20 protein-coding genes are annotated in these 18,246 nt (G+C 71.8%); 14 read left to right on the top strand and 6 right to left on the bottom strand.

Annotation, left to right across the window (positions count from 1 at the left end; translation table 11 throughout):
- The first annotated feature begins 16 nt into the window (after positions 1-16).
- Positions 17-895: an acyl-CoA thioesterase gene (locus tag ACIO1C_RS14240; protein WP_401862612.1), complete on the top strand. Its 879-nt coding sequence runs from the start codon at positions 17-19 to the stop codon at positions 893-895.
- Between the two features lie 22 nt (positions 896-917).
- On the opposite strand, the gene ACIO1C_RS14235 is transcribed toward ACIO1C_RS14240, so the two are convergent.
- Positions 918-1,166 (bottom strand): DUF6011 domain-containing protein, encoded by a 249-nt coding sequence (locus ACIO1C_RS14235; RefSeq protein ID WP_401862610.1) that lies wholly within the window; start codon positions 1,164-1,166, stop codon positions 918-920.
- Between the two features lie 132 nt (positions 1,167-1,298).
- Between ACIO1C_RS14235 and ACIO1C_RS14230 the strand changes: the two genes are divergently transcribed.
- Entirely contained in the window at positions 1,299-1,787 is a 489-nt protein-coding gene (locus tag ACIO1C_RS14230) for a glutathione peroxidase (protein ID WP_401862607.1), read from the top strand.
- Between the two features lie 73 nt (positions 1,788-1,860).
- On the opposite strand, the gene ACIO1C_RS14225 is transcribed toward ACIO1C_RS14230, so the two are convergent.
- Positions 1,861-3,090 carry an acyl-CoA dehydrogenase family protein gene (locus tag ACIO1C_RS14225; protein ID WP_401862604.1) on the bottom strand — a complete coding sequence of 410 codons (1,230 nt, stop codon included), beginning with the start codon at positions 3,088-3,090 and terminating at the stop codon, positions 1,861-1,863.
- A gap of 167 nt (positions 3,091-3,257) precedes the next feature.
- Between ACIO1C_RS14225 and ACIO1C_RS14220 the strand changes: the two genes are divergently transcribed.
- A complete protein-coding gene (locus ACIO1C_RS14220) occupies positions 3,258-3,902 on the top strand; it encodes a TetR family transcriptional regulator (RefSeq protein WP_401862601.1) in 645 nt (214 codons plus the stop codon).
- A gap of 69 nt (positions 3,903-3,971) precedes the next feature.
- Here the strand turns inward: ACIO1C_RS14220 and def are convergent, their stop codons facing one another.
- Positions 3,972-4,517, bottom strand: coding sequence for a peptide deformylase (gene def, locus ACIO1C_RS14215; protein ID WP_401862598.1), 546 nt, complete (start codon positions 4,515-4,517; stop codon positions 3,972-3,974).
- Between the two features lie 116 nt (positions 4,518-4,633).
- Between def and ACIO1C_RS14210 the strand changes: the two genes are divergently transcribed.
- The 7 genes from ACIO1C_RS14210 to ACIO1C_RS14180 all read left to right on the top strand — a co-directional run bounded on the left by ACIO1C_RS14210 (position 4,634) and on the right by ACIO1C_RS14180 (position 10,109).
- The gene (locus ACIO1C_RS14210; RefSeq protein ID WP_167034684.1) at positions 4,634-5,872 is read left to right on the top strand and encodes a MurT ligase domain-containing protein; all 1,239 of its coding nucleotides are present in this window, start codon (positions 4,634-4,636) and stop codon (positions 5,870-5,872) included.
- 45 nt (positions 5,873-5,917) lie between these two features.
- The gene (locus ACIO1C_RS14205) at positions 5,918-6,646 is read left to right on the top strand and encodes a type 1 glutamine amidotransferase (RefSeq protein WP_401862595.1); all 729 of its coding nucleotides are present in this window, start codon (positions 5,918-5,920) and stop codon (positions 6,644-6,646) included.
- A 197-nt stretch (positions 6,647-6,843) separates the two neighbouring features.
- Positions 6,844-7,869, top strand: coding sequence for a 6-phosphofructokinase (locus tag ACIO1C_RS14200; protein WP_161307468.1), 1,026 nt, complete (start codon positions 6,844-6,846; stop codon positions 7,867-7,869).
- A gap of 120 nt (positions 7,870-7,989) precedes the next feature.
- Positions 7,990-8,943 (top strand): cytochrome c oxidase assembly protein, encoded by a 954-nt coding sequence (locus tag ACIO1C_RS14195; RefSeq protein WP_401862592.1) that lies wholly within the window; start codon positions 7,990-7,992, stop codon positions 8,941-8,943.
- A gap of 61 nt (positions 8,944-9,004) precedes the next feature.
- The gene (locus ACIO1C_RS14190) at positions 9,005-9,160 is read left to right on the top strand and encodes a hypothetical protein (RefSeq protein ID WP_401862589.1); all 156 of its coding nucleotides are present in this window, start codon (positions 9,005-9,007) and stop codon (positions 9,158-9,160) included.
- 149 nt (positions 9,161-9,309) lie between these two features.
- Complete coding sequence (locus ACIO1C_RS14185; protein ID WP_401862586.1) at positions 9,310-9,771, top strand: SRPBCC family protein; 462 nt, start codon at positions 9,310-9,312, stop codon at positions 9,769-9,771.
- Positions 9,768-10,109, top strand: a complete 342-nt coding sequence (locus ACIO1C_RS14180; RefSeq protein WP_401862583.1) for an ArsR/SmtB family transcription factor — start codon at positions 9,768-9,770, stop codon at positions 10,107-10,109. The genes ACIO1C_RS14185 and ACIO1C_RS14180 overlap by 4 nt, the downstream gene beginning before the upstream one ends.
- Before the next feature lie 91 nt (positions 10,110-10,200).
- Here the strand turns inward: ACIO1C_RS14180 and ACIO1C_RS14175 are convergent, their stop codons facing one another.
- Together ACIO1C_RS14175 and ACIO1C_RS14170 are read right to left on the bottom strand one after the other, a co-directional pair.
- The gene (locus ACIO1C_RS14175; protein WP_401862581.1) at positions 10,201-11,451 is read right to left on the bottom strand and encodes an SPFH domain-containing protein; all 1,251 of its coding nucleotides are present in this window, start codon (positions 11,449-11,451) and stop codon (positions 10,201-10,203) included.
- Between the two features lie 42 nt (positions 11,452-11,493).
- On the bottom strand, positions 11,494-11,715 hold the full coding sequence (locus tag ACIO1C_RS14170; RefSeq protein ID WP_202532365.1) for a hypothetical protein: 222 nt from the start codon (positions 11,713-11,715) through the stop codon (positions 11,494-11,496).
- Positions 11,716-12,121: 406 nt separating this feature from the next.
- Here ACIO1C_RS14170 and ACIO1C_RS14165 point away from each other — a divergent pair, with 406 nt between their 5' ends.
- The 4 genes from ACIO1C_RS14165 (at position 12,122) to ACIO1C_RS14150 (ending at position 17,919) form a co-directional block, all read left to right on the top strand.
- A complete protein-coding gene (locus tag ACIO1C_RS14165; RefSeq protein ID WP_401862578.1) occupies positions 12,122-13,783 on the top strand; it encodes an ABC transporter ATP-binding protein in 1,662 nt (553 codons plus the stop codon).
- Positions 13,784-13,881: 98 nt separating this feature from the next.
- Complete coding sequence (locus ACIO1C_RS14160) at positions 13,882-15,633, top strand: ABC transporter ATP-binding protein (protein ID WP_401863191.1); 1,752 nt, start codon at positions 13,882-13,884, stop codon at positions 15,631-15,633.
- A 104-nt stretch (positions 15,634-15,737) separates the two neighbouring features.
- On the top strand, positions 15,738-16,817 hold the full coding sequence (locus ACIO1C_RS14155) for an iron-siderophore ABC transporter substrate-binding protein (protein ID WP_401862575.1): 1,080 nt from the start codon (positions 15,738-15,740) through the stop codon (positions 16,815-16,817).
- Between the two features lie 193 nt (positions 16,818-17,010).
- Complete coding sequence (locus ACIO1C_RS14150) at positions 17,011-17,919, top strand: TIGR03621 family F420-dependent LLM class oxidoreductase (protein WP_401863189.1); 909 nt, start codon at positions 17,011-17,013, stop codon at positions 17,917-17,919.
- A 101-nt stretch (positions 17,920-18,020) separates the two neighbouring features.
- On the opposite strand, the gene ACIO1C_RS14145 is transcribed toward ACIO1C_RS14150, so the two are convergent.
- Complete coding sequence (locus tag ACIO1C_RS14145; RefSeq protein ID WP_401862573.1) at positions 18,021-18,224, bottom strand: MbtH family protein; 204 nt, start codon at positions 18,222-18,224, stop codon at positions 18,021-18,023.
- Positions 18,225-18,246 lie beyond the last annotated feature (22 nt).

Here is an 18,246-nt window from a genome sequence, read left to right as displayed (position 1 = left end):
AGGAGCACACGACACCATGACGAACCCCGCCGAGCGGCTCGTCGACCTCCTCGATCTGGAGCGGATCGAGGTCGACATCTTCCGCGGCCGCAGTCCCCAGGAGTCCCTGCAACGGGTCTTCGGCGGCCAGGTCGCGGGCCAGGCGCTGGTCGCGGCCGGCCGTACGACCGACGGCGACCGCCCGGTCCACTCGCTGCACGCGTACTTCCTGCGCCCGGGCCGTCCCGGCGTCCCGATCGTCTACCAGGTCGAACGGGTCAGGGACGGGCGGTCGTTCACCACCCGCCGGGTGACGGCCGTGCAGGAGGGCCGGACGATCTTCAATCTGACGGCTTCCTTCCACCGCCCCGAGGAGGGCGGGATCGAACACCAGCTGCCGCCGCGCCTGGACTTCCCCGACCCCGAGTCGCTGCCGACGGTCGCGGAGGAGGTACGGGAGCATCTGGGCGTGCTGCCGCAGTCGTTGGAGCGGATGGCCAGGCGCCAGCCGTTCGACATCCGGTACGTGGACCGGCTGCGCTGGACGCGGGAGGAGATCAAGGACGCGGATCCGCGCAGCGCGGTGTGGATGCGCGCGGTGGGACCGCTGGGCGACGACCCGCTGGTGCACACCTGCGCGCTGACGTACGCGAGCGACATGACCTTGCTCGATGCAGTGCGAATCCCTGTTGAACCTCTCTGGGGCCCGCGTGGCTTCGACATGGCCTCCTTGGATCACGCCATGTGGTTTCACCACCCGTTCCGCGCCGACGAGTGGTTCCTGTACGACCAGGAGTCGCCGATCGCGACGGGCGGCCGGGGGCTGGCGCGCGGCCGGATCTACGACCGGGCGGGCACGCTGCTGGTGTCGGTGGTGCAGGAAGGTCTCTTCCGGCGCCACGCCGTGGAGAAATAGCAAACAGCCACGGGCCTCCGGGTCAGAAGCCGGGGATCGGGTCCTGGTCCGCCTCGCGCCGCCGGGTCCTGATGTCCGGCGCGGGCGGGTGCAGCTTGGCGTCACAGTTGGGCCCCAGACCGCTGCGCCGGGATGCCGTACCCCTCAGCGGGCGCCCGCACATGCGGCAGCGGACCAGGCGGCCGGCGGGCTCCGGCACGGCGCCCGGCAGGGGCGAAGAGGCGGCGGGGCCGTCCGGCGGGAACAGGTCCGGCAGCGGGGAATCGGGCATGTCCCACCTCTACCACCCCGGCCGCCGCGCCGGTACGGCCGGCCCGGTGCGCGACCACCCGACCCCCTGATCACCGCGTGGCCGGCGGGTCCACAATGGGAGAGCCCACCGCCTGCACCAAGGAGACCCAGGATGACTCTGTACGACATTCCGCTGCGCACTCTCGCCGGTGAGCCCACCTCGCTCGCCGCGTACGAGGGCAAGGCCGTCCTGGTGGTGAACGTGGCGTCCAAGTGCGGTCTCACCCCGCAGTACACCGGCCTGGAGCGGCTCCAGAAGGAGTACGGCGACCGGGGCTTCACCGTGCTCGGGGTGCCCTGCAACCAGTTCGCCGGGCAGGAGCCGGGCAGCGCCGAGGACATCCAGACGTTCTGCTCGGCGACGTACGGAGTCAGCTTCCCGCTCCTGGAGAAGACCGAGGTGAACGGTGATGATCGTCACCCCCTGTACGTGGAGCTGACCAAGACGGCCGACGCCGAGGGCGGCGCGGGCGACGTGAGCTGGAACTTCGAGAAGTTCCTGCTCTCCCCGAAGGGCGAGGTCGTGGCCCGCTTCCGGCCCACCACGGAGCCCGAGGCCCCGGAGTTGGTCGCGGCCGTCGAGGCACAGCTGACCGCCTGATCGCCGACCGTCGTACAACCGCCCCCGCCGTGAGGCCCCGGCGGGGGCGGCCGGGCGTGTGGGCGGACACCCCCTAGCGAATCGGCATGCCCGACAGGGTGCGGGCGATGACCAGGCGCTGGATCTCGCTGGTCCCCTCGAAGATCGTGTAGATCGCGCTGTCGCGGTGCATGCGCTCCACCGGGTACTCCCGGGTGTAGCCGTTGCCGCCGAGTATCTGTACGGCCTGCGCCGTGACCTCCTTGGCGGTCTCGCTGGCGTACAGCTTCGACATCGAGCCCTCGGCCGCCTCGAAGGGCCGCCCCGCCGCCGCCATCCAGGACGCCCGCCACACCAGCAGACGCGCGGCGTCTGTCCGGGTGCGCATGTCTGCCAGCTGGAAGGCGATGCCCTGGTTGTCGATGATGGGGCGGCCGAACTGGGTGCGGGTCCTGGCGTAGTCGAGCGCGACCTCGTACGCGGCCCTGGCGGTGCCGACCGCCATCGCGCCGACCGCCGGGCGGGAGGCCTCGAAGGTGGCCATGGCCGCGTTCCGCACCCGCTCGCCGCCGGGCGCCGCCGCGCGCTCGCGGGCCCGGGCGAGCCGTTCGTCCAGCTTCTCCTTGCCCCCGAGGAGGCAGTGGCCGGGGATCCTGGCGTCCTCCAGGACCACCTCGGCGGTGTGGGAGGCGCGGATGCCGTGTTTCCTGAACTTCTGGCCCTGGGAGAGGCCCGGGGTGCCGGGCGGTACGACGAAGGAGGCGTGGCCCTTGGTGCCGAGGGCCGGGTCGACGACGGCGACCACGACGTGGACGTGGGCGATGCCCCCGTTGGTGACCCAGGTCTTGGTGCCGTTGAGGACCCATTCGTCCTTGGCCTCGTCGTAGACGGCGCGGGTCCGCATGGCGGCCACGTCGGAGCCCGCGTCGGGTTCCGAGGAGCAGAAGGCCGCCAGTTTCACGTCGTCGGCGTCGCCGTACATCTGCGGCACCCACGTGCCGATCTGCTCGTCCGTACCGTTGGCGAGGACCCCGACGGCCGCCAGGCCCGTACCGACGATGGACAGGGCGATGCCCGCGTCGCCCCAGAACAGCTCCTCCATCGTGAGGGGGATGCCGAGGCCCGTGGGGTCGAAGTACTGCTGGGCGTAGAAGTCGAGGGAATAAATTCCGATCTTGGCGGCTTCCTGGATGATCGGCCAGGGCGTCTCCTCACGCTCGTCCCACTCGGCGGCGGCCGGGCGGATGACGTCCGCGGCGAAGCCGTGGAGCCAGTCACGCACCTGCTTCTGGTCGTCGTTGAGTTCGAGCGTGAACTCGGCCATCGTGCCCCTCCGGTACTGTGTCGCTTGCGTTTGTTACTGGCGGTAACCGCAGTCTGTTACCCGCAAGTAGCCCATGTCAACCGGCCAAGGAGCGGGCGGCATTGCCGGGCGGCGGGGTGTTACGTTGCCCGGGCGTCACGGATATCGCAGGGCGGGGAGAGAACACGATGGAGACCACACACCAGGCCGAGCAGCAGCGATCGGCGCAGCAACGCCGGCGGCAGCTGCTGGAAGCCGCGGACCGGGTGGTGCTCCGGGACGGCCCCCAGGCCTCCATGAACGCCATCGCCGCCGAGGCCGGCATCACCAAGCCGATCCTGTACCGGCACTTCGGTGACAAGGGCGGCCTGTACCGGGCGCTGGCCAAGCGCCACACGGACGCGCTGCTCGCCGCGCTGCGGGCCGCGCTCGACGCGCCCGCGGAGCGCCGCGAGCGGGTCGAGGCGACCCTCGACACGTACCTCGCCGCGATCGAGGCGAGGCCGCAGGTCTACCGCTTCCTGATGCATCCGGCCGAGGACACCCAGCCGTCCGAGCAGGGCTTCGACGTGGGCCGGCACTCGGTCCCGCTGCTGCGGCGGCTGGGTGAGGAATTGGCCAAGGTCATCGAGGAGCGGGTCGACCTCGGTCCCGGCAGCGAGCAGCTGGCGCGGGTCTGGGGCCACGGCATCGTCGGCATGATGCACGGCGCGGGCGACTGGTGGCTGGGCGAACGCCCGTGCCCGCGCGAGCAGTTGGTCCACAGCCTCGCGGACCTGCTCTGGGGGCGGCTGGCGGTCGCGGGCGACCGCACGGGCGGACCGGCGTTCTGAGGTGCCCCCGACCAGGACGAGGGCGGTACGGGCCGGTGCCGTACGGGCCGGGGCGCCGCGAACCGGCGATCAGACGGTACGGCCGCCCAGCACCCGGCGCCCCGCGCGCAGCGCCCTGGACCTGCGCCACCCCGTGAGCCGGTCGGTATACACCGTGCCCTCCAAGTGGTCACACTCGTGCTGGAGGCAGCGGGCGAAGAACCCGGTGCCCTCGACCCGTACCGGCTCGCCGTCCAGGGTGAATCCCTCCACGACGGCCCGGTCGTACCGCTCGGTTCCGGCCTCGACGCCCGGCAGCGAGAGACAGCCCTCGGGCCCGCGGAGGAGAATGCCGTCCGCCTCCGTCAGCCGGGGATTGACGAGGTGCCCGAGATGACGGACGTCGTCGTCGTCCGGGCAGTCGTACACGAACACCCGCTGCCCGACACCGATCTGACTGGCCGCCAGGCCGACACCCCGGGCGTCGTACATCGTCGCGAAAAGGTCCTCGACCAGCGCGGCGAGCGGGGGACCGAAGTCCGTGACGGGTTCGCAGGGGGCGTGCAGCACCGGATCGCCCAGCAATCTCATGGCTCGTACTCGCCCGGAACTGCCGGGGATCGGACGGTTTCGCATGACGCTCAGGGTACGGTCCAGCGTGACCCCCGCCTTCTGCCCGGTGCCGCGGTTCGGGGCCCTGGCCGGATCTCGATAGGCTGACCCACGGACCGACGCAAGGAGGATCAAGGACGATGGCAGGCAACACGGAGCCGCTGTCGCCGCGGGCCAAGTTGGCCGTGACGGCGGGCAAGGCCGCGGCGGCGGTGTCGCGCGCGGCTGGCCGCGGCAGCGGATCGGTGATCGGCGGGAAGGTGGCGCTGAAGCTCGACCCCGATCTGCTGGGGCGGCTGGCGCAGCACCTGGACGTCATCCTCGTGTCGGCGACGAACGGCAAGACGACCACCACACGGCTGATCGCCGAGGCGCTGGGCGCCGCGGGACCCGTTGTGTCGAACGCGCTCGGCGCCAACATGCCGGCGGGGATCACCTCCGCCCTGGCGGGTGGCTCCGACGCGAAGTACGGCGTGATCGAGGTGGACGAGAAGTACCTCGCCGGTGTGGCGCGGGACACCACGCCGAAGGCGATCGCGCTGCTGAACCTCTCCCGCGACCAGCTCGACCGCGCCGCCGAGACGCGGATGCTCGCCGAGAAGTGGCGTGAGGGCCTGGCCGGTACGAAGGCCGTCGTCATCGCCAACGCGGACGACCCGCTGATCGTCTGGGCCGCCTCCTCCTCCCCGAACGTGGTGTGGGTGGCGGCGGGCCAGGAGTGGAAGGACGACGCCTGGTCGTGCCCGTCCTGCGGTGGTGTGATGCAGCGCCCCGGGGACGACTGGTTCTGCGGCGAGTGCGGTTTCCGCAGGCCCTCGCCGAGCTGGGCCCTGCACGGCGACCACGTCCTCGACCCGCACGGATCGGCGTGGCCGATCCACCTCCAGCTGCCGGGCCGCGCGAACAAGTCGAACGCGGCCACCTCCGCCGCCGTCGTGGCGACCTTCGGGGTACCGCCGCAGGTGGCGCTGGAGCGGATGTACCAGGTGCAGGCCGTCGCCGGACGGTACGACGTGGTGTCCTTCCACAACCGCGACATCCGGCTGCTGCTGGCGAAGAACCCGGCGGGCTGGCTGGAGACGTTCTCCCTGATCGACCCGCCGCCGACCCCCGTCGTGCTGGCCGTCAACGCCCGGGGCGCCGACGGCACCGACACCTCGTGGCTGTGGGACGTGGACTACACCCGGCTCGCCGGGCATCCGATCTTCGTCCTCGGGGACCGCAAGCTCGACCTGGCCGTACGTCTCGAAGTGGCCAATCTCGACTTCCGGGTGTGCGAGACGCTGGACGAGGCCGTCCAGCTGGCACCGCCGGGACGGATCGAGGCGATCGCCAACTACACCGCGTTCCAGGACCTGCGCCGAAGGGTCGGTAACTGACCGATGGACCCCCGGACCCAGAGAGCTTCGGAAAGGCGAGCGAACATGAGCGAGAGCAGCCTGCGGCTGGTGTGGATCTATCCCGACCTGCTGAGCACGTACGGCGACCAGGGCAACGCGCTGGTCGTGGAGCGCCGTGCCAGACAGCGCCGCCTGGGTGTCACGCGCGTGGACGTCCGCAGTGACCAGCCGATCCCGACCTCCGGCGACATCTATCTGATCGGCGGCGGCGAGGACCGGCCGCAGCGGCTGGCCGCCGAGCGGCTGCGCCGGGACGGCGGGCTCAGCCGTGCCGTGTCCAACGGCGCGATCGTCTTCTCGGTCTGCGCCGGCTACCAGATCCTCGGCCACGAGTTCATCAACGACCTGGGCGAGCGCGAGGCCGGCCTCGGGCTGCTCGACGTGGTCTCCACGCGCGGGGAGGGCGAGCGGTGTGTCGGTGACGTCCTGGGCGACATCGACCCGCGGCTCGGCCTGCCGCAGCTGACCGGCTTCGAGAACCACCAGGGCGTCACCCACCTCGGCCCGACGGCCCGGCCGTTCGCGCAGGTCAGGCTGGGCAAGGGCAACGGCACGGGAGACGGTACGGAGGGCGCGTACAACGACACCGTCTTCGGTACGTACATGCACGGCCCGGTCATGGCGCGCAATCCGCACATCGCGGACCTGCTGCTGAAGCTGGCACTGGACGTCAACGCGCTGCCGCCGACCGACGACCGCTGGTACGACGCGCTGCGCGCCGAGCGCATCTCCGCGGCGGCCCAGCCCGCCTGAGGCCTGCCTGAGGCCCGGCTCACGGCCCGCCCGGCGGCCCGGACGTACCCCTCGCGGGTCCGTCGCGCGGCCCCGGGCGGCTGTCCAGCAGTCGGACGGCAGGTTCGGTCCTGACACGCCTCGCCGGTAGGGTGGCGACGATCGGGCCGGACAGAGTGGTGCGGCCTTCAGCCCACGTTGCAAAGGTATTCCGGGCCATGCGAATTGGTGTGCTCACCTCGGGCGGGGACTGCCCCGGCCTCAACGCCGTCATCAGGTCCGTCGTACACCGCGCCGTCGTCGACCACGGCGACGAGGTGATCGGCTTCCACGACGGCTGGCGGGGCCTCCTGGAGTGCGACTACCGCAAGCTCGACCTGGACGCGGTGGCCGGGATCCTGGCCCGGGGCGGGACGATCCTCGGCTCCTCACGGGTCCAGCCGGCGCACCTGCGGGACGGGGTGGAGCGGGCCAGGGGCCATGTCGCGGACCTCGGTCTGGACGCGATCATCCCGATCGGCGGCGAGGGCACGCTCAAGGCGGCCCATCTGCTGTCCGAGGCGGGGCTGCCGATCGTCGGGGTGCCGAAGACCATCGACAACGACATCCCCTCGACCGACGTGACCTTCGGTTTCGACACGGCCGTGGGGGTCGCCACCGACGCGCTCGACCGGCTGAAGACCACCGCCGAGTCCCACCAGCGGGTCCTGATCGTCGAGGTCATGGGCCGCCACACCGGCTGGATCGCGCTGCACTCCGGCATGGCCGCCGGGGCCCACGCCATCGTCGTGCCCGAGCGTCCCTTCGACATCGGTGAGCTGGCGGCGCTGGTCGGCAAGCGGTTCTCGGCGGGCAAGCGGTTCGCGATCGTGGTGGTCGCCGAGGGCGCCAAGCCGCGTGAGGGCTCGATGAAGTTCGACGAGGGCGGCACGGACGTGTACGGCCACGAGCGCTTCGCCGGGGTGGCCGGGCAGCTCTCCGTGGAGCTGGAGCAGCGGCTCGGCAAGGAGGCCCGTCCGGTGATACTGGGCCACGTCCAGCGCGGCGGCACGCCGACCGCGTACGACCGGGTCCTCGCGACCCGGTTCGGCTGGCACGCGGTCGAGGCGACCCACCGGGGCGAGTTCGGCATGCTGACGGCGCTGCGCGGCACGGACATCGTGATGGTGCCGCTGTCCGAGGCCGTGGCGACCCTCAAGACGGTCCCCGCCGAGCGGTACGCCGAGGCGGAGTGCGTGCTCTGAGCTTCCGTACGTCCGACGGACACCGCCCCCGGTCGCAGTCGCGGCCGGGGGCGGTTCTAGTCTGGTGCGGACAACCGGCACGAATCGCCGCGGCACCACTCGCCACTCGGGAGCACACGGATGGATCACAGCGGGCACGGCATGACCATGGATCTGCCGCCGTTCACGCTGGGACGGGCGCTGGAGTACTCCCCCGACTACTTCTTCCTGACGGGCTGCCTGCTCGCGCTCGCGCTGTACGGCTGGGGGGTGGTGCGGCTGCGCCGGCGCGGCGACAGCTGGCCCGTCGGCCGGGCCGTCGGGTTCACGCTCGGCGTGCTGACCGTGGCGCTGGTGATGTGCACGAAGCTGAACGACTACGGCATGGTCATGTTCAGCGTGCACATGGTCCAGCACATGGTGATCAGCATGGTGTCCCCCATCCTGATCCTCCTCGGCGCGCCGGTGACGCTGGCCCTGCGGGCCCTGCCGGTGGCGCGGCGCCGGGGTCACAAGGGGCCGCGTGAGCTGCTGCTCGCGGTCCTGCACAGCGGTTTCGTACGGGTCGTCACACACCCGGCCTTCACCATCCCGCTCTTCATCGCGAGCCTCTACGGGCTGTACTTCACCCCGCTCTTCGACTTCCTGATGGGGTCCAAGGCCGGGCATATCGCGATGATGGTGCACTTCCTCACCGTGGGTCTGGTCTTCTTCTGGCCGATCATGGGCATCGACCCGGGGCCGCACCGGCCGGGTTATGTGATGCGGATGCTGGAGCTGTTCGCCGGGATGCCGTTCCACGCGTTCTTCGGGATCGCGCTGATGATGGCGAGCGAGCCGATGATCGGCGCGTACCGTACGCCCCCGGCGTCGCTCGGCATCGACGCCCTGAGCGACCAGACGGCGGCGGGCGGTATCGCCTGGGCGTTCAGTGAGATCCCGTCCGTGCTGGTGCTGGTCGCCCTGGTCTTCCAGTGGTACCGCTCGGAGCAGCGGGTCGCGACCCGCTCCGACCGGGCCGCCGACCGGGACGGGGACAAGGAGCTGGTGGCGTACAACGCCTATCTCGCTTCGCTCCAGACACGGGGGCAGTAGCGCGAACCACCCGTCCGGGGCGACGATAGCCCTCACGGCCACGGCCGGGAGGAGGACTTACATGTCCGGTTCCACAAAAACGATGGGTGGCATCACCGTCGGTTCGCTGGTCCTGGTGACCGCTTATACGGCGGCGCTGGGCAGCAACGGGTGGCTCTGGTTCGGGTGGGTGGTACTGGGCCTGCTCACGATCGGAATGGCCGCCTCGCGCTCCTGAAGCCCCTGAGGAAGAGCGCCCGCCAAAGGCACCGCTACGTGTGTAGCGGTGCCTTTGGCGTGCAACCGGCGGGTTGCACTTCCATGGGCGTAGTGCAACCATTGAGTTGCGCGTCTGAACGAGTCAGTCGAACCACCGGAGGTACTGCCATGTCGGAAACCGATGACCGCATCGAACGGGAGATCACCATCGAGGCGCCGCCGGAGCGCGTCTGGGCCGTGCTCACCGAGCCCGCGCACGTGGGAAGTTGGTTCGGACAGGGGCAGCCCACCCCCGTCGACCTGCGCCCCGGTGGCACCATGTACCTGGACCACGGCGCGTACGGCCAGTTCCCTACGACGATCGTGACGGTCGATCCGCCGCGCCGCTTCTCGTACCGCTGGGCGAGCGCCTACCCCGGCGAGCAGGCGACGGAGGGCAACTCGACCCTGGTCGAGTTCACGCTCGCGGCGGAGGGCGAGGGCACCCGGCTGCGTGTGGTGGAGACCGGCTTCGCGGATATCGTCATCCCCGAGGACCGGATCGACACGGCCTCCAAGAAGAGCCACACCGAGGGCTGGACGGAAATGGTCGTGAACCTCAAGAAGTACGCGGAGCAGCTCGCGGCATGACGGCGGACGCTGACCGGGACACCGTCGGGGACGTGCTGTCCGCACTGGCGGACCCGACCCGTCGGCGGATCCTCGACGCCCTCGCCTCCCACGGTGAGGCGACCGCGACGGTCCTGGCGGCGGAGCTGCCGGTCAGCCGCCAGGCGATCGTCAAGCACTTGGCGGTCCTGGACCGGGCGGGGCTGGTGGCCGGCCGCCGGGCGGGGCGTGAGGCGCGGTACGCGGTCAGGCCGGCCGGACTGGGCGCCACGGCGCGGTGGATGGACCGGATCGCCGACGAGTGGGACGGCCGGCTGTCCGCGATCAAGCGGCTGGCGGAAACCGACGATCCGGCCTGAGCGGTCACGCCGCCGACACCAGCGGCCCCCGCACCCGACCGGGTCAGGTCGGGTGCGGGGGCCGCCGGCGTGCCGAGCCGGGGAACCGGTCCTACTTGGTGTCGGAGGTGGCCGGGGCCTTTCCGTTCACGCTCGGGGGTGTGGGCGCGGTGCCGTTGCCGTTCGCCGGGCCGGTGGTGCCTGCTGTGCCCTGCGCGCCTGTCGCGCCGGGGCGCTGGAGCGAGTTCAGGATCGCCAGGCCCTGGCTCACCAGACCCGCCACCATCTCGTTGAGACCGTCGGTCCCGTTGAGGACGGTCAGGTTGGCGCCCGCCATGCCCCGCGCGGCCGCGTCGGCCAGGGCGGGCAGATTCTCCACCGTCCGGTTGGCGGCGATGAGTTCCTGGTTGCCGTTCTTGAGGGACTCGGCGCGGGCGCTGTTCGCGTCGGCCTGGGCCTGGGCGAGCGTACGTTCCGCGTACGCCGAACCGTCCGCCTCGAACTTCGCCTGGTCACGCGAGGCTTCGGCCAGCGTGCGCTGCCGGTAGGCCTCGGCGTCCGCCGGGCGCCTGACCTCGGCTTCGAGGCGCTGCGCGGCCAGGAGTGCCTGGCGCGTCGCCAGCGAGGTCTGCTCCTCGATGACTTCCTGGGAGGCCCTGGCCTCGGCCAGCGGTCCCGCCTGCGCGGCGCGGGCGTTGACCTGCTCCGTCTCGGCGTGGAAGCCCGCGCGCTTGATCGCGGTGTCCCGTTCGTACTCGGCCTTCAACGCGGCGGCCTGCTGCTCGCGTTCCGCCGCTTCCTGGTCGGACTTCGCCTGCGCGATCCGGGCCTGGCTCGCGACGGCCGCCGCGTGCGGGGCGGCGAGGTTCTGGATGTATCCGGTGGCGTCCTCGATCTCCTGGATCTGCAGGGCGTCGACCACGATCCCGAGCTTCTCCATCTCGCTGTGGCTGCCCTGCTTCACCTCCTGGGCGACCCGGTCACGCTCGCGGATGATCTGTTCGACGGTCAGTCCGCCGATGATGGAACGGAGGTGACCGGCGAAGATCCGGCCCACCAGCTCCTCCATCCGGTCCTGCTCGGCGAGGAAACGCCGGGCCGCGTTGGCGATCGACACCGCGTCGTCGCCGACCTTGAAGACGGTCACCGCGCGCACGTTCAGCCGGATGCCCTGCTGGGTGACGCAGTCCTCGACTATCTCCGCCTCCCGCAACGCGAGGGAGAGCATGCGGGCCTTCTGCTTGATGGGCATGACGAAGCTGCCGTGCCCGGTGACGATACGGAACTGCGTGTCCTGCGCCTGGCGTTTGGAGCCGGAGATGAGCATCGCCTCGTTGGGCGCGGGAACATGCCAGAACAGCATGGTGGGACTCCTGTCGTACCGCGTGGTGCGTGAGTGAATTACTCAGGAGGGAAAGGGCTCCACGATCACCGAGCGGGCCGAGATCGACTCGACGACGATCACGCGGAGGTTCCTGCCGATCGGCCGGTCCGACCAGGCCGCGTAGGCCTCGGACCCGCCCCGTACGGCGACCAGTACTTCGCCCGGACCCTCGGCGGGGATCGGAACGGTCACCCTGCCGATCGCGCCGACCGGGCTCTGCGCGGAGTCATCTGCAACGGACATACGTCGTCGCCCCACCCGTTTCCCTGGCGCGGGGCTCCCTGGCGCCGGGCGCCGCTCCGCGCTTCCGCACAGCCGGTGTGTCAGCCGCGATCATGAGCGACCACGCCTTCCGGAGGACCGTGCCTCCGACGTCGTTCCTCGTCGAGGACGCCACCGGCAGAACGGCCGATGACGACAGGTCCTCGATACCTTTCACAGTACTCCGCGAAGCGTCAGGAAAGGCTCACTGTCGGCGATGTTCCCCGGCCCCGCCCTGGGGTGCCCCCGGGGTACCCGCGGAAAGGAACTTAGTCTAGCCTTACCTAAGTTTTGCGCCCGGTCCGTGGGCGCGGGCAGGGATTCCGGAGGGGCGCGGTGGAGTGCGGTGGGGGCTGAAGTCCCAGCAGGGCGGGACGTCCTGAGGCGAGTGGTCACCGGACAGCGGCGCGATGTGCTCCTCGCCTCGCTGCTGGCGGCCGGACACCAGGGAGGCGAGGCCCTCGTCCCCGTCCTGGTCGGCGTGGTGATCGACCGGGCCGTCGCCGAGGACGACGGAGCGGCGCTGGGTCTGTGGATCGGTGTGCTGGCCGTCGTCTATGTCGGGCTCTCGTTCAGCTTCCGGCACGGCGCCCGGCTCTCCGAGCGGGCCGCCGTGGTCGCCGCGCACGACCTGCGGACCGCCCTGGTGGCGCGCGTGCTGGAGCCGGGGGGCGGGGCGGAGGCAGGACGGCTGCCGGGCGCGCTCACGAACCTCGCCACCGAGGACGCCAAACGGGTCGGCGCCATCACCGTCGCCGTGATGGAGGCCGCCGCCGCGCTCACCGCGCTCACCGTCAGCGCCGTGGCCCTGCTCTGGATCTCCGTCCCCCTCGGACTGGTCGTCCTGCTGGGCACCCCGCTGCTGCTCGGGCTGGGCCATCTGCTGAGCAAGCCGCTGGAGCGGCGCAGCGAGGCCGAACAGGAGCGTGCCGCGCACGCCTCCGGGGTCGCCGCCGATCTGGTGGCCGGGCTGCGCGTGCTCAAGGGCATCGGCGCCGAGTCCGCCGCCCTCGCCCGCTACCGGTCCACGAGCCGCGCCTCGCTGGGCGCCACACTGCGGGCCACCCGGGCCCAGGCGTGGCAGAACGGCATGACGCTCGCCCTGACCGGGGTCTTCCTCGCGCTGGTCGCCCTGGTCGGCGGCCGGCTGGCCGCCCGGGGGGACATCAGCCTGGGCGGGCTGGTCTCGGCGGTGGGTCTCGCGCTGTTCCTGCTCGGGCCGCTGCAAGTGGTCGGCTGGGTGAACGCGGAGCTGGCCCAGGGCCGGGCGTCCGCCGCGCGGATCGCGGAGGTGCTGTCCGCTCCCCCGGCCGTGGTGCCGGGGCCGGGTGCGCCGGCTCTGCCCGTACGGGGACAGGTCCGGCTGCGTGAGGTGTCGTACGGCGGGCTGCGGGGCTTCGAACTGGACGCCGCGCCGGGTGAGTTGCTCGGAGTGGTCACGACGGATCCGGCCGACGCCCTGGCGCTGCTGCACTGCCTGGGACGGGTGGCCGACCCGGACTCGGGATCCGTGGAACTGGACGGTACGGCCCTCGCCACGCTCGATCCCGCGCTGGTCAGGGACGTGTTGCTGGTGGCGGGCCACGACGCCGACCTGTTCGAAGGGACTCTCCTGAGCAACGTGTCGGCCTCGGCGCCCGACCCCGCCGACACCGGACACCTCAGGCGGGCGATGGCGGCGGCGGGCGCGGACGAGGTCGCCGACACCCTGCCGTACGGCGTGGACACGGCGGTCACCGAGCGCGGACGCTCGCTGTCCGGCGGGCAGCGCCAGCGCGTGGCACTGGCCCGGGCGCTGGCCGCCGAGGCGCCGGTGCTGGTCCTGCACGATCCGACGACGGCGGTCGACGCGGTCACGGAGGCCCGGGTGGCGGGTGCGGTACGGGAGTTCCGGCGCGGCCGTACGACGATCCTGGTCACCGCGAGCCCCGCCCTGCTGGCCGTCACCGACCGGGTGGTGCTGGTGGACCGGGGGCGCGTCACGGACACGGCCGCGCACGCCGACCTCGTACAGCGCCACGAGTCCTACCGGACGGCGGTCTTCGCGTGACGGACACCTTCGGGACACCACCGGCCGACTCCGGTGCGACGCCGGCCGGCTCCGGTACGACTCCGGCCGCCGCGCCCGCCGGGGCGGACAGCCGGACCCTGCTGCCCACCGCCTCCGTCCGGCGCACCCGCGCGGCCGTACGGGAACTGGTCCGCCCCCACCGGGGATTGGCCCTCGCCGGACTGGCCACGATGGTCGCCGCCACCGCCGTCGGGCTGCTGATCCAGCCGACGCTCGGCCACATCGTCGACGCGGTCACCGAGGGCCGGCCGGCGGGCGCGCTGACCGCTCCGGTGGTCCTGCTGGTCGTGGTCGCCCTGGTCCAGGGCGCGGCGACCGGGCTCGGGCTCTCCCTCGTCTCGCGGCTCGGCGAGACCGTACTCGCCCTGCTGCGCGAGCGGTTCGTGGACCGCGCGCTGCACCTGCCCCTGGAGCGGGTGGAGGGCGCGGGCTCGGGCGACCTGACGGCGCGGGTCACCGGAGACGTGTCGCTGATCGCCGACGCGGTCCGCAACGCCCTGCCCGAGCTGGCCCGTTCGGTCCTGGCGATCGTCCTCACGCTCGGCGCGCTGGCGCTGCTCGACTGGCGGTTCTTCCTGGCCGCGCTGCTCGCCTTTCCCGTCCAGGCGCACACCGCGCGCTGGTACCTGCGCAACGCGGCACCGCTCTACGCCGAGCAGCGCATCGCCAACGGGGCCCAGCAGCAGCAACTGCTCGACACCATCGGCGGCGGGCCGACCGTGCGCGCCTTCCGGCTGGAGAAGGAGCACACCGGGCAGGTCACCGCACGGTCGTGGTCGGTCGTCGAGCTGACGATGCGCGGGGTCCAGCTGATCCTGCGCTTCTACAGCCGGCTGCACCTGGCGGAGTTCACCGGTCTGGCCGCCGTGCTGGTGGCCGGCTTCCTGCTGGTACGGGCCGACGCCGTGTCGATCGGTACGGCGACCGCCGCGGCCCTCTACTTCCACAGCCTGTTCACCCCGGTGAACTCGGCGCTGATCCTGATCGACGACGCCCAGTCGGCGACGGCGGGGCTGGCCAGGCTCATCGGGGTGGCCGATCTGGCGCCGCCCGTACAGCCGGAGCGGCCGGCCGTACCGCAGGACGCGTCGGTCACCGTCCGGGGGCTCACCCACGCGTACCGCACCGGCCACCCCGTCCTGCACGGCGTGGACCTGACGCTCGCCCCCGGGGAGCGGGTCGCGCTGGTCGGGGCGAGCGGGGCGGGCAAGACCACGCTGGCCAAGATCGTCGCGGGCATCCACCGGCCGCGGGAGGGCACGGTCCTGATCGGCGGCGCGGACCTGGACGCGCTCGGTCCGGCGGCGGTCCGCCGGGCCGTCGCGCTGATCACCCAGGAGGTGCACGTCTTCGCCGGCCCCCTCGCGGACGACCTGCGGCTGGCGCGCCCCGGCGCGACGGACCCGGAACTGCGCGAGGCGCTGGACCGGGTGGACGCGCTCACCTGGGCGGACCTGCTGCCGGACGGACTCACCACGGTCGTCGGCGAGGGGGGCCACCGGCTCACCAGCGCCCAGGCCCAACAGCTCGCCCTCGCCCGCCTGGTGCTGGCCGACCCGCCGGTCGCGGTCCTCGACGAGGCCACCGCGGAGGCGGGCAGTGCCGGGGCGCGTGCCCTGGAGAAGGCCGCCGCGCGGGCCGTGGACGGCCGTACCGCACTGATCGTGGCCCACCGGCTGACCCAGGCCGCGACCGCGGACCGGGTCGTCGTCATGGACGCCGGCCGGATCGTCGAGTCGGGGACGCACGACACGCTGCGCGCGGCGGGCGGGCGCTACGCCGCGCTGTGGGAGGCGTGGTCGGACAGCCGCGAGGCGGCGGGGCCGTGAGCTCACCGCGCGGCAGGGCCGTGACCGAACTTTTTCGAACGCACCACCCAACCCCCCGCGTCCACCCACCAGAGAAGCACCACCGATCACGAAGGACCCCTTTGATGGCCCGCACACTCCGTGCCGACCGGCTCGCCGCCGCGTTCGCCTCCGTCCTGCTGCTCTTCGCCACCGTCGCCGCCTGCGGCTCGGACTCGGAATCGGGCTCCGGCTCGAAGCCGGGCTCGGCGGCCGACGGCAAGGACTCGGCGGCGGCGGGGTCGTACCCCGTCACGATCGCCCACAAGTTCGGCAGTACGGTCGTGAAGTCCGAGCCCCGGCGGATCGTCACCGTCGGCCTGACCGACCAGGACGCCGTGCTCGCGCTGGGCGAGGTCCCGGTCGGCACGACGGAGTGGCTGGGCGCGTACAAGGGCGCGCTCGGTCCCTGGGCGACGGCGAAGCTGGGCGGCGGGGCCGTACCGACGCTCCTCAAGGACCCCGGCACCGGGCCGCAGACCGAGCGGATCGCCGCGCTGAAGCCCGATCTGATCGTGGCGCTGTACTCGGGGCTCACCAAGGAGCAGTACGAGACGCTCTCCAAGTTCGCGCCCGTGCTGGCGCAGCCGAAGCAGTACAACGACTACGGCATCCCGTGGGAGCTCCAGACCGAGACGGTAGGGAAGGCGCTCGGCAAGGAGGCGGAGGCCAAGAAGCTGGTCGCCGGGGTGGAGGCGAAGTTCGCCGCCGCGCGCGAGGCGAATCCGGAGTTCACCGGGGCGACGGGCGTGATGGCCACGCCGTACGAGGGCATGTTCGTCTTCGGCAGCCAGGACCCGCGCTCGCGGCTGCTGACGTCGTACGGCTTCAAGCTGCCGACGGGGCTCGACAAGGCGATCGGGGACCAGTTCGGCGCGAACATCAGCAAGGAGCGGACGGATCTGCTGAACCAGAAGGTGGCGGTGTGGTTCGTGGGCGACCCGGTCAAGGACGCGGAGAAGCTGCACAAGGATCCGACGTACGGGGATCTGCCGGTGGTGAAGCAGGGGCGTGAGGTCTTCATCAAGGAGACGAGCGACTACGGGAACGCGCTGTCGATGGGGACGGTGCTGAGTCTGCCGTACGCGCTGGACCGGCTGACGCCGCAGTTGGCGGCGGCGGTGGACGGGGATCCGGGGACGGTGGTGGCGCAGCCCGCGTCGTGACCGCGCCGGCCAGGCAACTCCGCAGGCGTCCCCCGCGCCACCGTCCCCACCGGTGGCGCGGGGGACGCCCGCAGCGCGTCTCAGGCGGGTCCTCCCGTCCGTCCGTCGTCCTCGCGGTGAGCCCCCCCGGCGGAAGGGGGGGGTGAACCTCTCCCATGTCACGCTCGTGTGTTATTCCGGTAGATACGGGTCGATGAGTGTATCCACCACTCAGACGGCTTCCCCATCCGCAACCGCTGGACCAGCACGAAGGGCTGTCATGAGTAACCATCCGTTCCGTTTCGGCGTAAGTCTGATCAACGTCGGTTCCCGGTCTGCCTGGCGTGATCGTGTGCGCGAGGTGGAGGACCTGGGGTACGACGTGCTCCAGATGCCTGATCATCTGGGCATGCAGTCGCCCTTCCCGGCTCTGGTGGCCGCCGCCGACGTGACCAGCATGCGACTGGGCACGTACGTGCTCAACGCCGGCATCGCCAGCCCCGCCTACCTGGCACGGGACGTCGCCGACACGCAGCGCCTCACCGACGGCCGCCTGGAGCTGGGCCTCGGTGCGGGATACATGCCGAACGAGTTCGAGGCCGTGGGCCTGCCCTTCGGTACCGGAGGAGAACGCCTGGGGAAGCTGAAGGCCACCCTGGCCGCGACGCGTGAGCTGCTGGCGGCGGAGGCCGACCAGCCCGTGCCGCCGATCATGCTGGCGGGCTCCGGCGACCGCATGCTGCGCTTCGGCGCACGGGAGGCCGACATCTTCAGCTTCTCCATCATGGCCGGGGTGACGGAGGGCGTGCCCCCCGAGGAAGCGTTCGCGCGCCGCGTCCGCGTGCTGCGCGAAGCCGCCGGCGAGCGGGCCGACAAGATCGAGCTGAACCTGTTCGTCGCCGCGGTGGGCGAGAGCGCCGAGAAGCTGGACCTCGCGATCATCCGCCAGGCCAGCGGTCTCGACGACGCCTCGCTCAATCAACTGCCCGGCGTGCTCATCGGTTCGCCGGGCGAGATCGCCGACCGGCTGCGGCGGTACCACGAGGAGTACGGCGTCAGCTACATCAGCGTGCTGGAGCCGCACCGGGTCGCGTTCGCGGAGGTCATCAAGCACCTGCGGTGACGGCCCTGCGCGGACCGTTCACGCCGGGGCTCCGCCCCGGACCCCGGTCCTCCCTCGACCGGACGGGCTCATTGGCCGCCCGTCCGGTCGAGAGAGGGCTGTCAGAGGGTCAGGCTCTTCGGGCGGAGGTCCGTCCAGTTCTCCTCGATGTGGGCCAGGCACGACTCGCGGGTCGTCGGGCCGTGGGTCCGCGTCCAGCCCGCCGGGATCTCCGCGAAGTCCGGCCACAGGCTGTGCTGGCCCTCGTCGTTGACCAGGACGGAGTAGACGCCCTCGGGGTTCTCGAACGGGTTGCTGCTGCTCATGCCAGATTCTCCTCAGGCTGCT

Origin of the sequence: Streptomyces sp. NPDC087420, assembly GCF_044744165.1 — a bacterium.
Lineage (GTDB): Bacteria > Actinomycetota > Actinomycetes > Streptomycetales > Streptomycetaceae > Streptomyces.
The sequence above is the reverse complement of the archived record's forward strand: the minus strand, read 5'-3'. Positions and strand labels throughout refer to the sequence as shown.

Excerpts from the sequence above, each read along its gene's own strand:
- ACIO1C_RS14200 (WP_161307468.1), top strand. The coding sequence starts at position 6,844 with ATGCGAATTGGTGTGCTCACCTCGGGCGGGGACTGCCCCGGCCTCAAC.
- ACIO1C_RS14230 (WP_401862607.1), top strand. The coding sequence starts at position 1,299 with ATGACTCTGTACGACATTCCGCTGCGCACTCTCGCCGGTGAGCCCACC.
- ACIO1C_RS14180 (WP_401862583.1), top strand. The coding sequence starts at position 9,768 with ATGACGGCGGACGCTGACCGGGACACCGTCGGGGACGTGCTGTCCGCA.
- ACIO1C_RS14210 (WP_167034684.1), top strand. The coding sequence starts at position 4,634 with ATGGCAGGCAACACGGAGCCGCTGTCGCCGCGGGCCAAGTTGGCCGTG.
- def (WP_401862598.1), bottom strand. The coding sequence starts at position 4,517 with ATGCGAAACCGTCCGATCCCCGGCAGTTCCGGGCGAGTACGAGCCATG.
- ACIO1C_RS14175 (WP_401862581.1), bottom strand. The coding sequence starts at position 11,451 with ATGCTGTTCTGGCATGTTCCCGCGCCCAACGAGGCGATGCTCATCTCC.
- ACIO1C_RS14190 (WP_401862589.1), top strand. The coding sequence starts at position 9,005 with ATGTCCGGTTCCACAAAAACGATGGGTGGCATCACCGTCGGTTCGCTG.
- ACIO1C_RS14155 (WP_401862575.1), top strand. The coding sequence starts at position 15,738 with ATGGCCCGCACACTCCGTGCCGACCGGCTCGCCGCCGCGTTCGCCTCC.
- ACIO1C_RS14225 (WP_401862604.1), bottom strand. The coding sequence starts at position 3,090 with ATGGCCGAGTTCACGCTCGAACTCAACGACGACCAGAAGCAGGTGCGT.
- ACIO1C_RS14240 (WP_401862612.1), top strand. The coding sequence starts at position 17 with ATGACGAACCCCGCCGAGCGGCTCGTCGACCTCCTCGATCTGGAGCGG.
- ACIO1C_RS14195 (WP_401862592.1), top strand. The coding sequence starts at position 7,990 with ATGGATCACAGCGGGCACGGCATGACCATGGATCTGCCGCCGTTCACG.
- ACIO1C_RS14235 (WP_401862610.1), bottom strand. The coding sequence starts at position 1,166 with ATGCCCGATTCCCCGCTGCCGGACCTGTTCCCGCCGGACGGCCCCGCC.
- ACIO1C_RS14185 (WP_401862586.1), top strand. The coding sequence starts at position 9,310 with ATGTCGGAAACCGATGACCGCATCGAACGGGAGATCACCATCGAGGCG.
- ACIO1C_RS14170 (WP_202532365.1), bottom strand. The coding sequence starts at position 11,715 with ATGTCCGTTGCAGATGACTCCGCGCAGAGCCCGGTCGGCGCGATCGGC.
- ACIO1C_RS14150 (WP_401863189.1), top strand. The coding sequence starts at position 17,011 with ATGAGTGTATCCACCACTCAGACGGCTTCCCCATCCGCAACCGCTGGA.
- ACIO1C_RS14145 (WP_401862573.1), bottom strand. The coding sequence starts at position 18,224 with ATGAGCAGCAGCAACCCGTTCGAGAACCCCGAGGGCGTCTACTCCGTC.
- ACIO1C_RS14205 (WP_401862595.1), top strand. The coding sequence starts at position 5,918 with ATGAGCGAGAGCAGCCTGCGGCTGGTGTGGATCTATCCCGACCTGCTG.
- ACIO1C_RS14220 (WP_401862601.1), top strand. The coding sequence starts at position 3,258 with ATGGAGACCACACACCAGGCCGAGCAGCAGCGATCGGCGCAGCAACGC.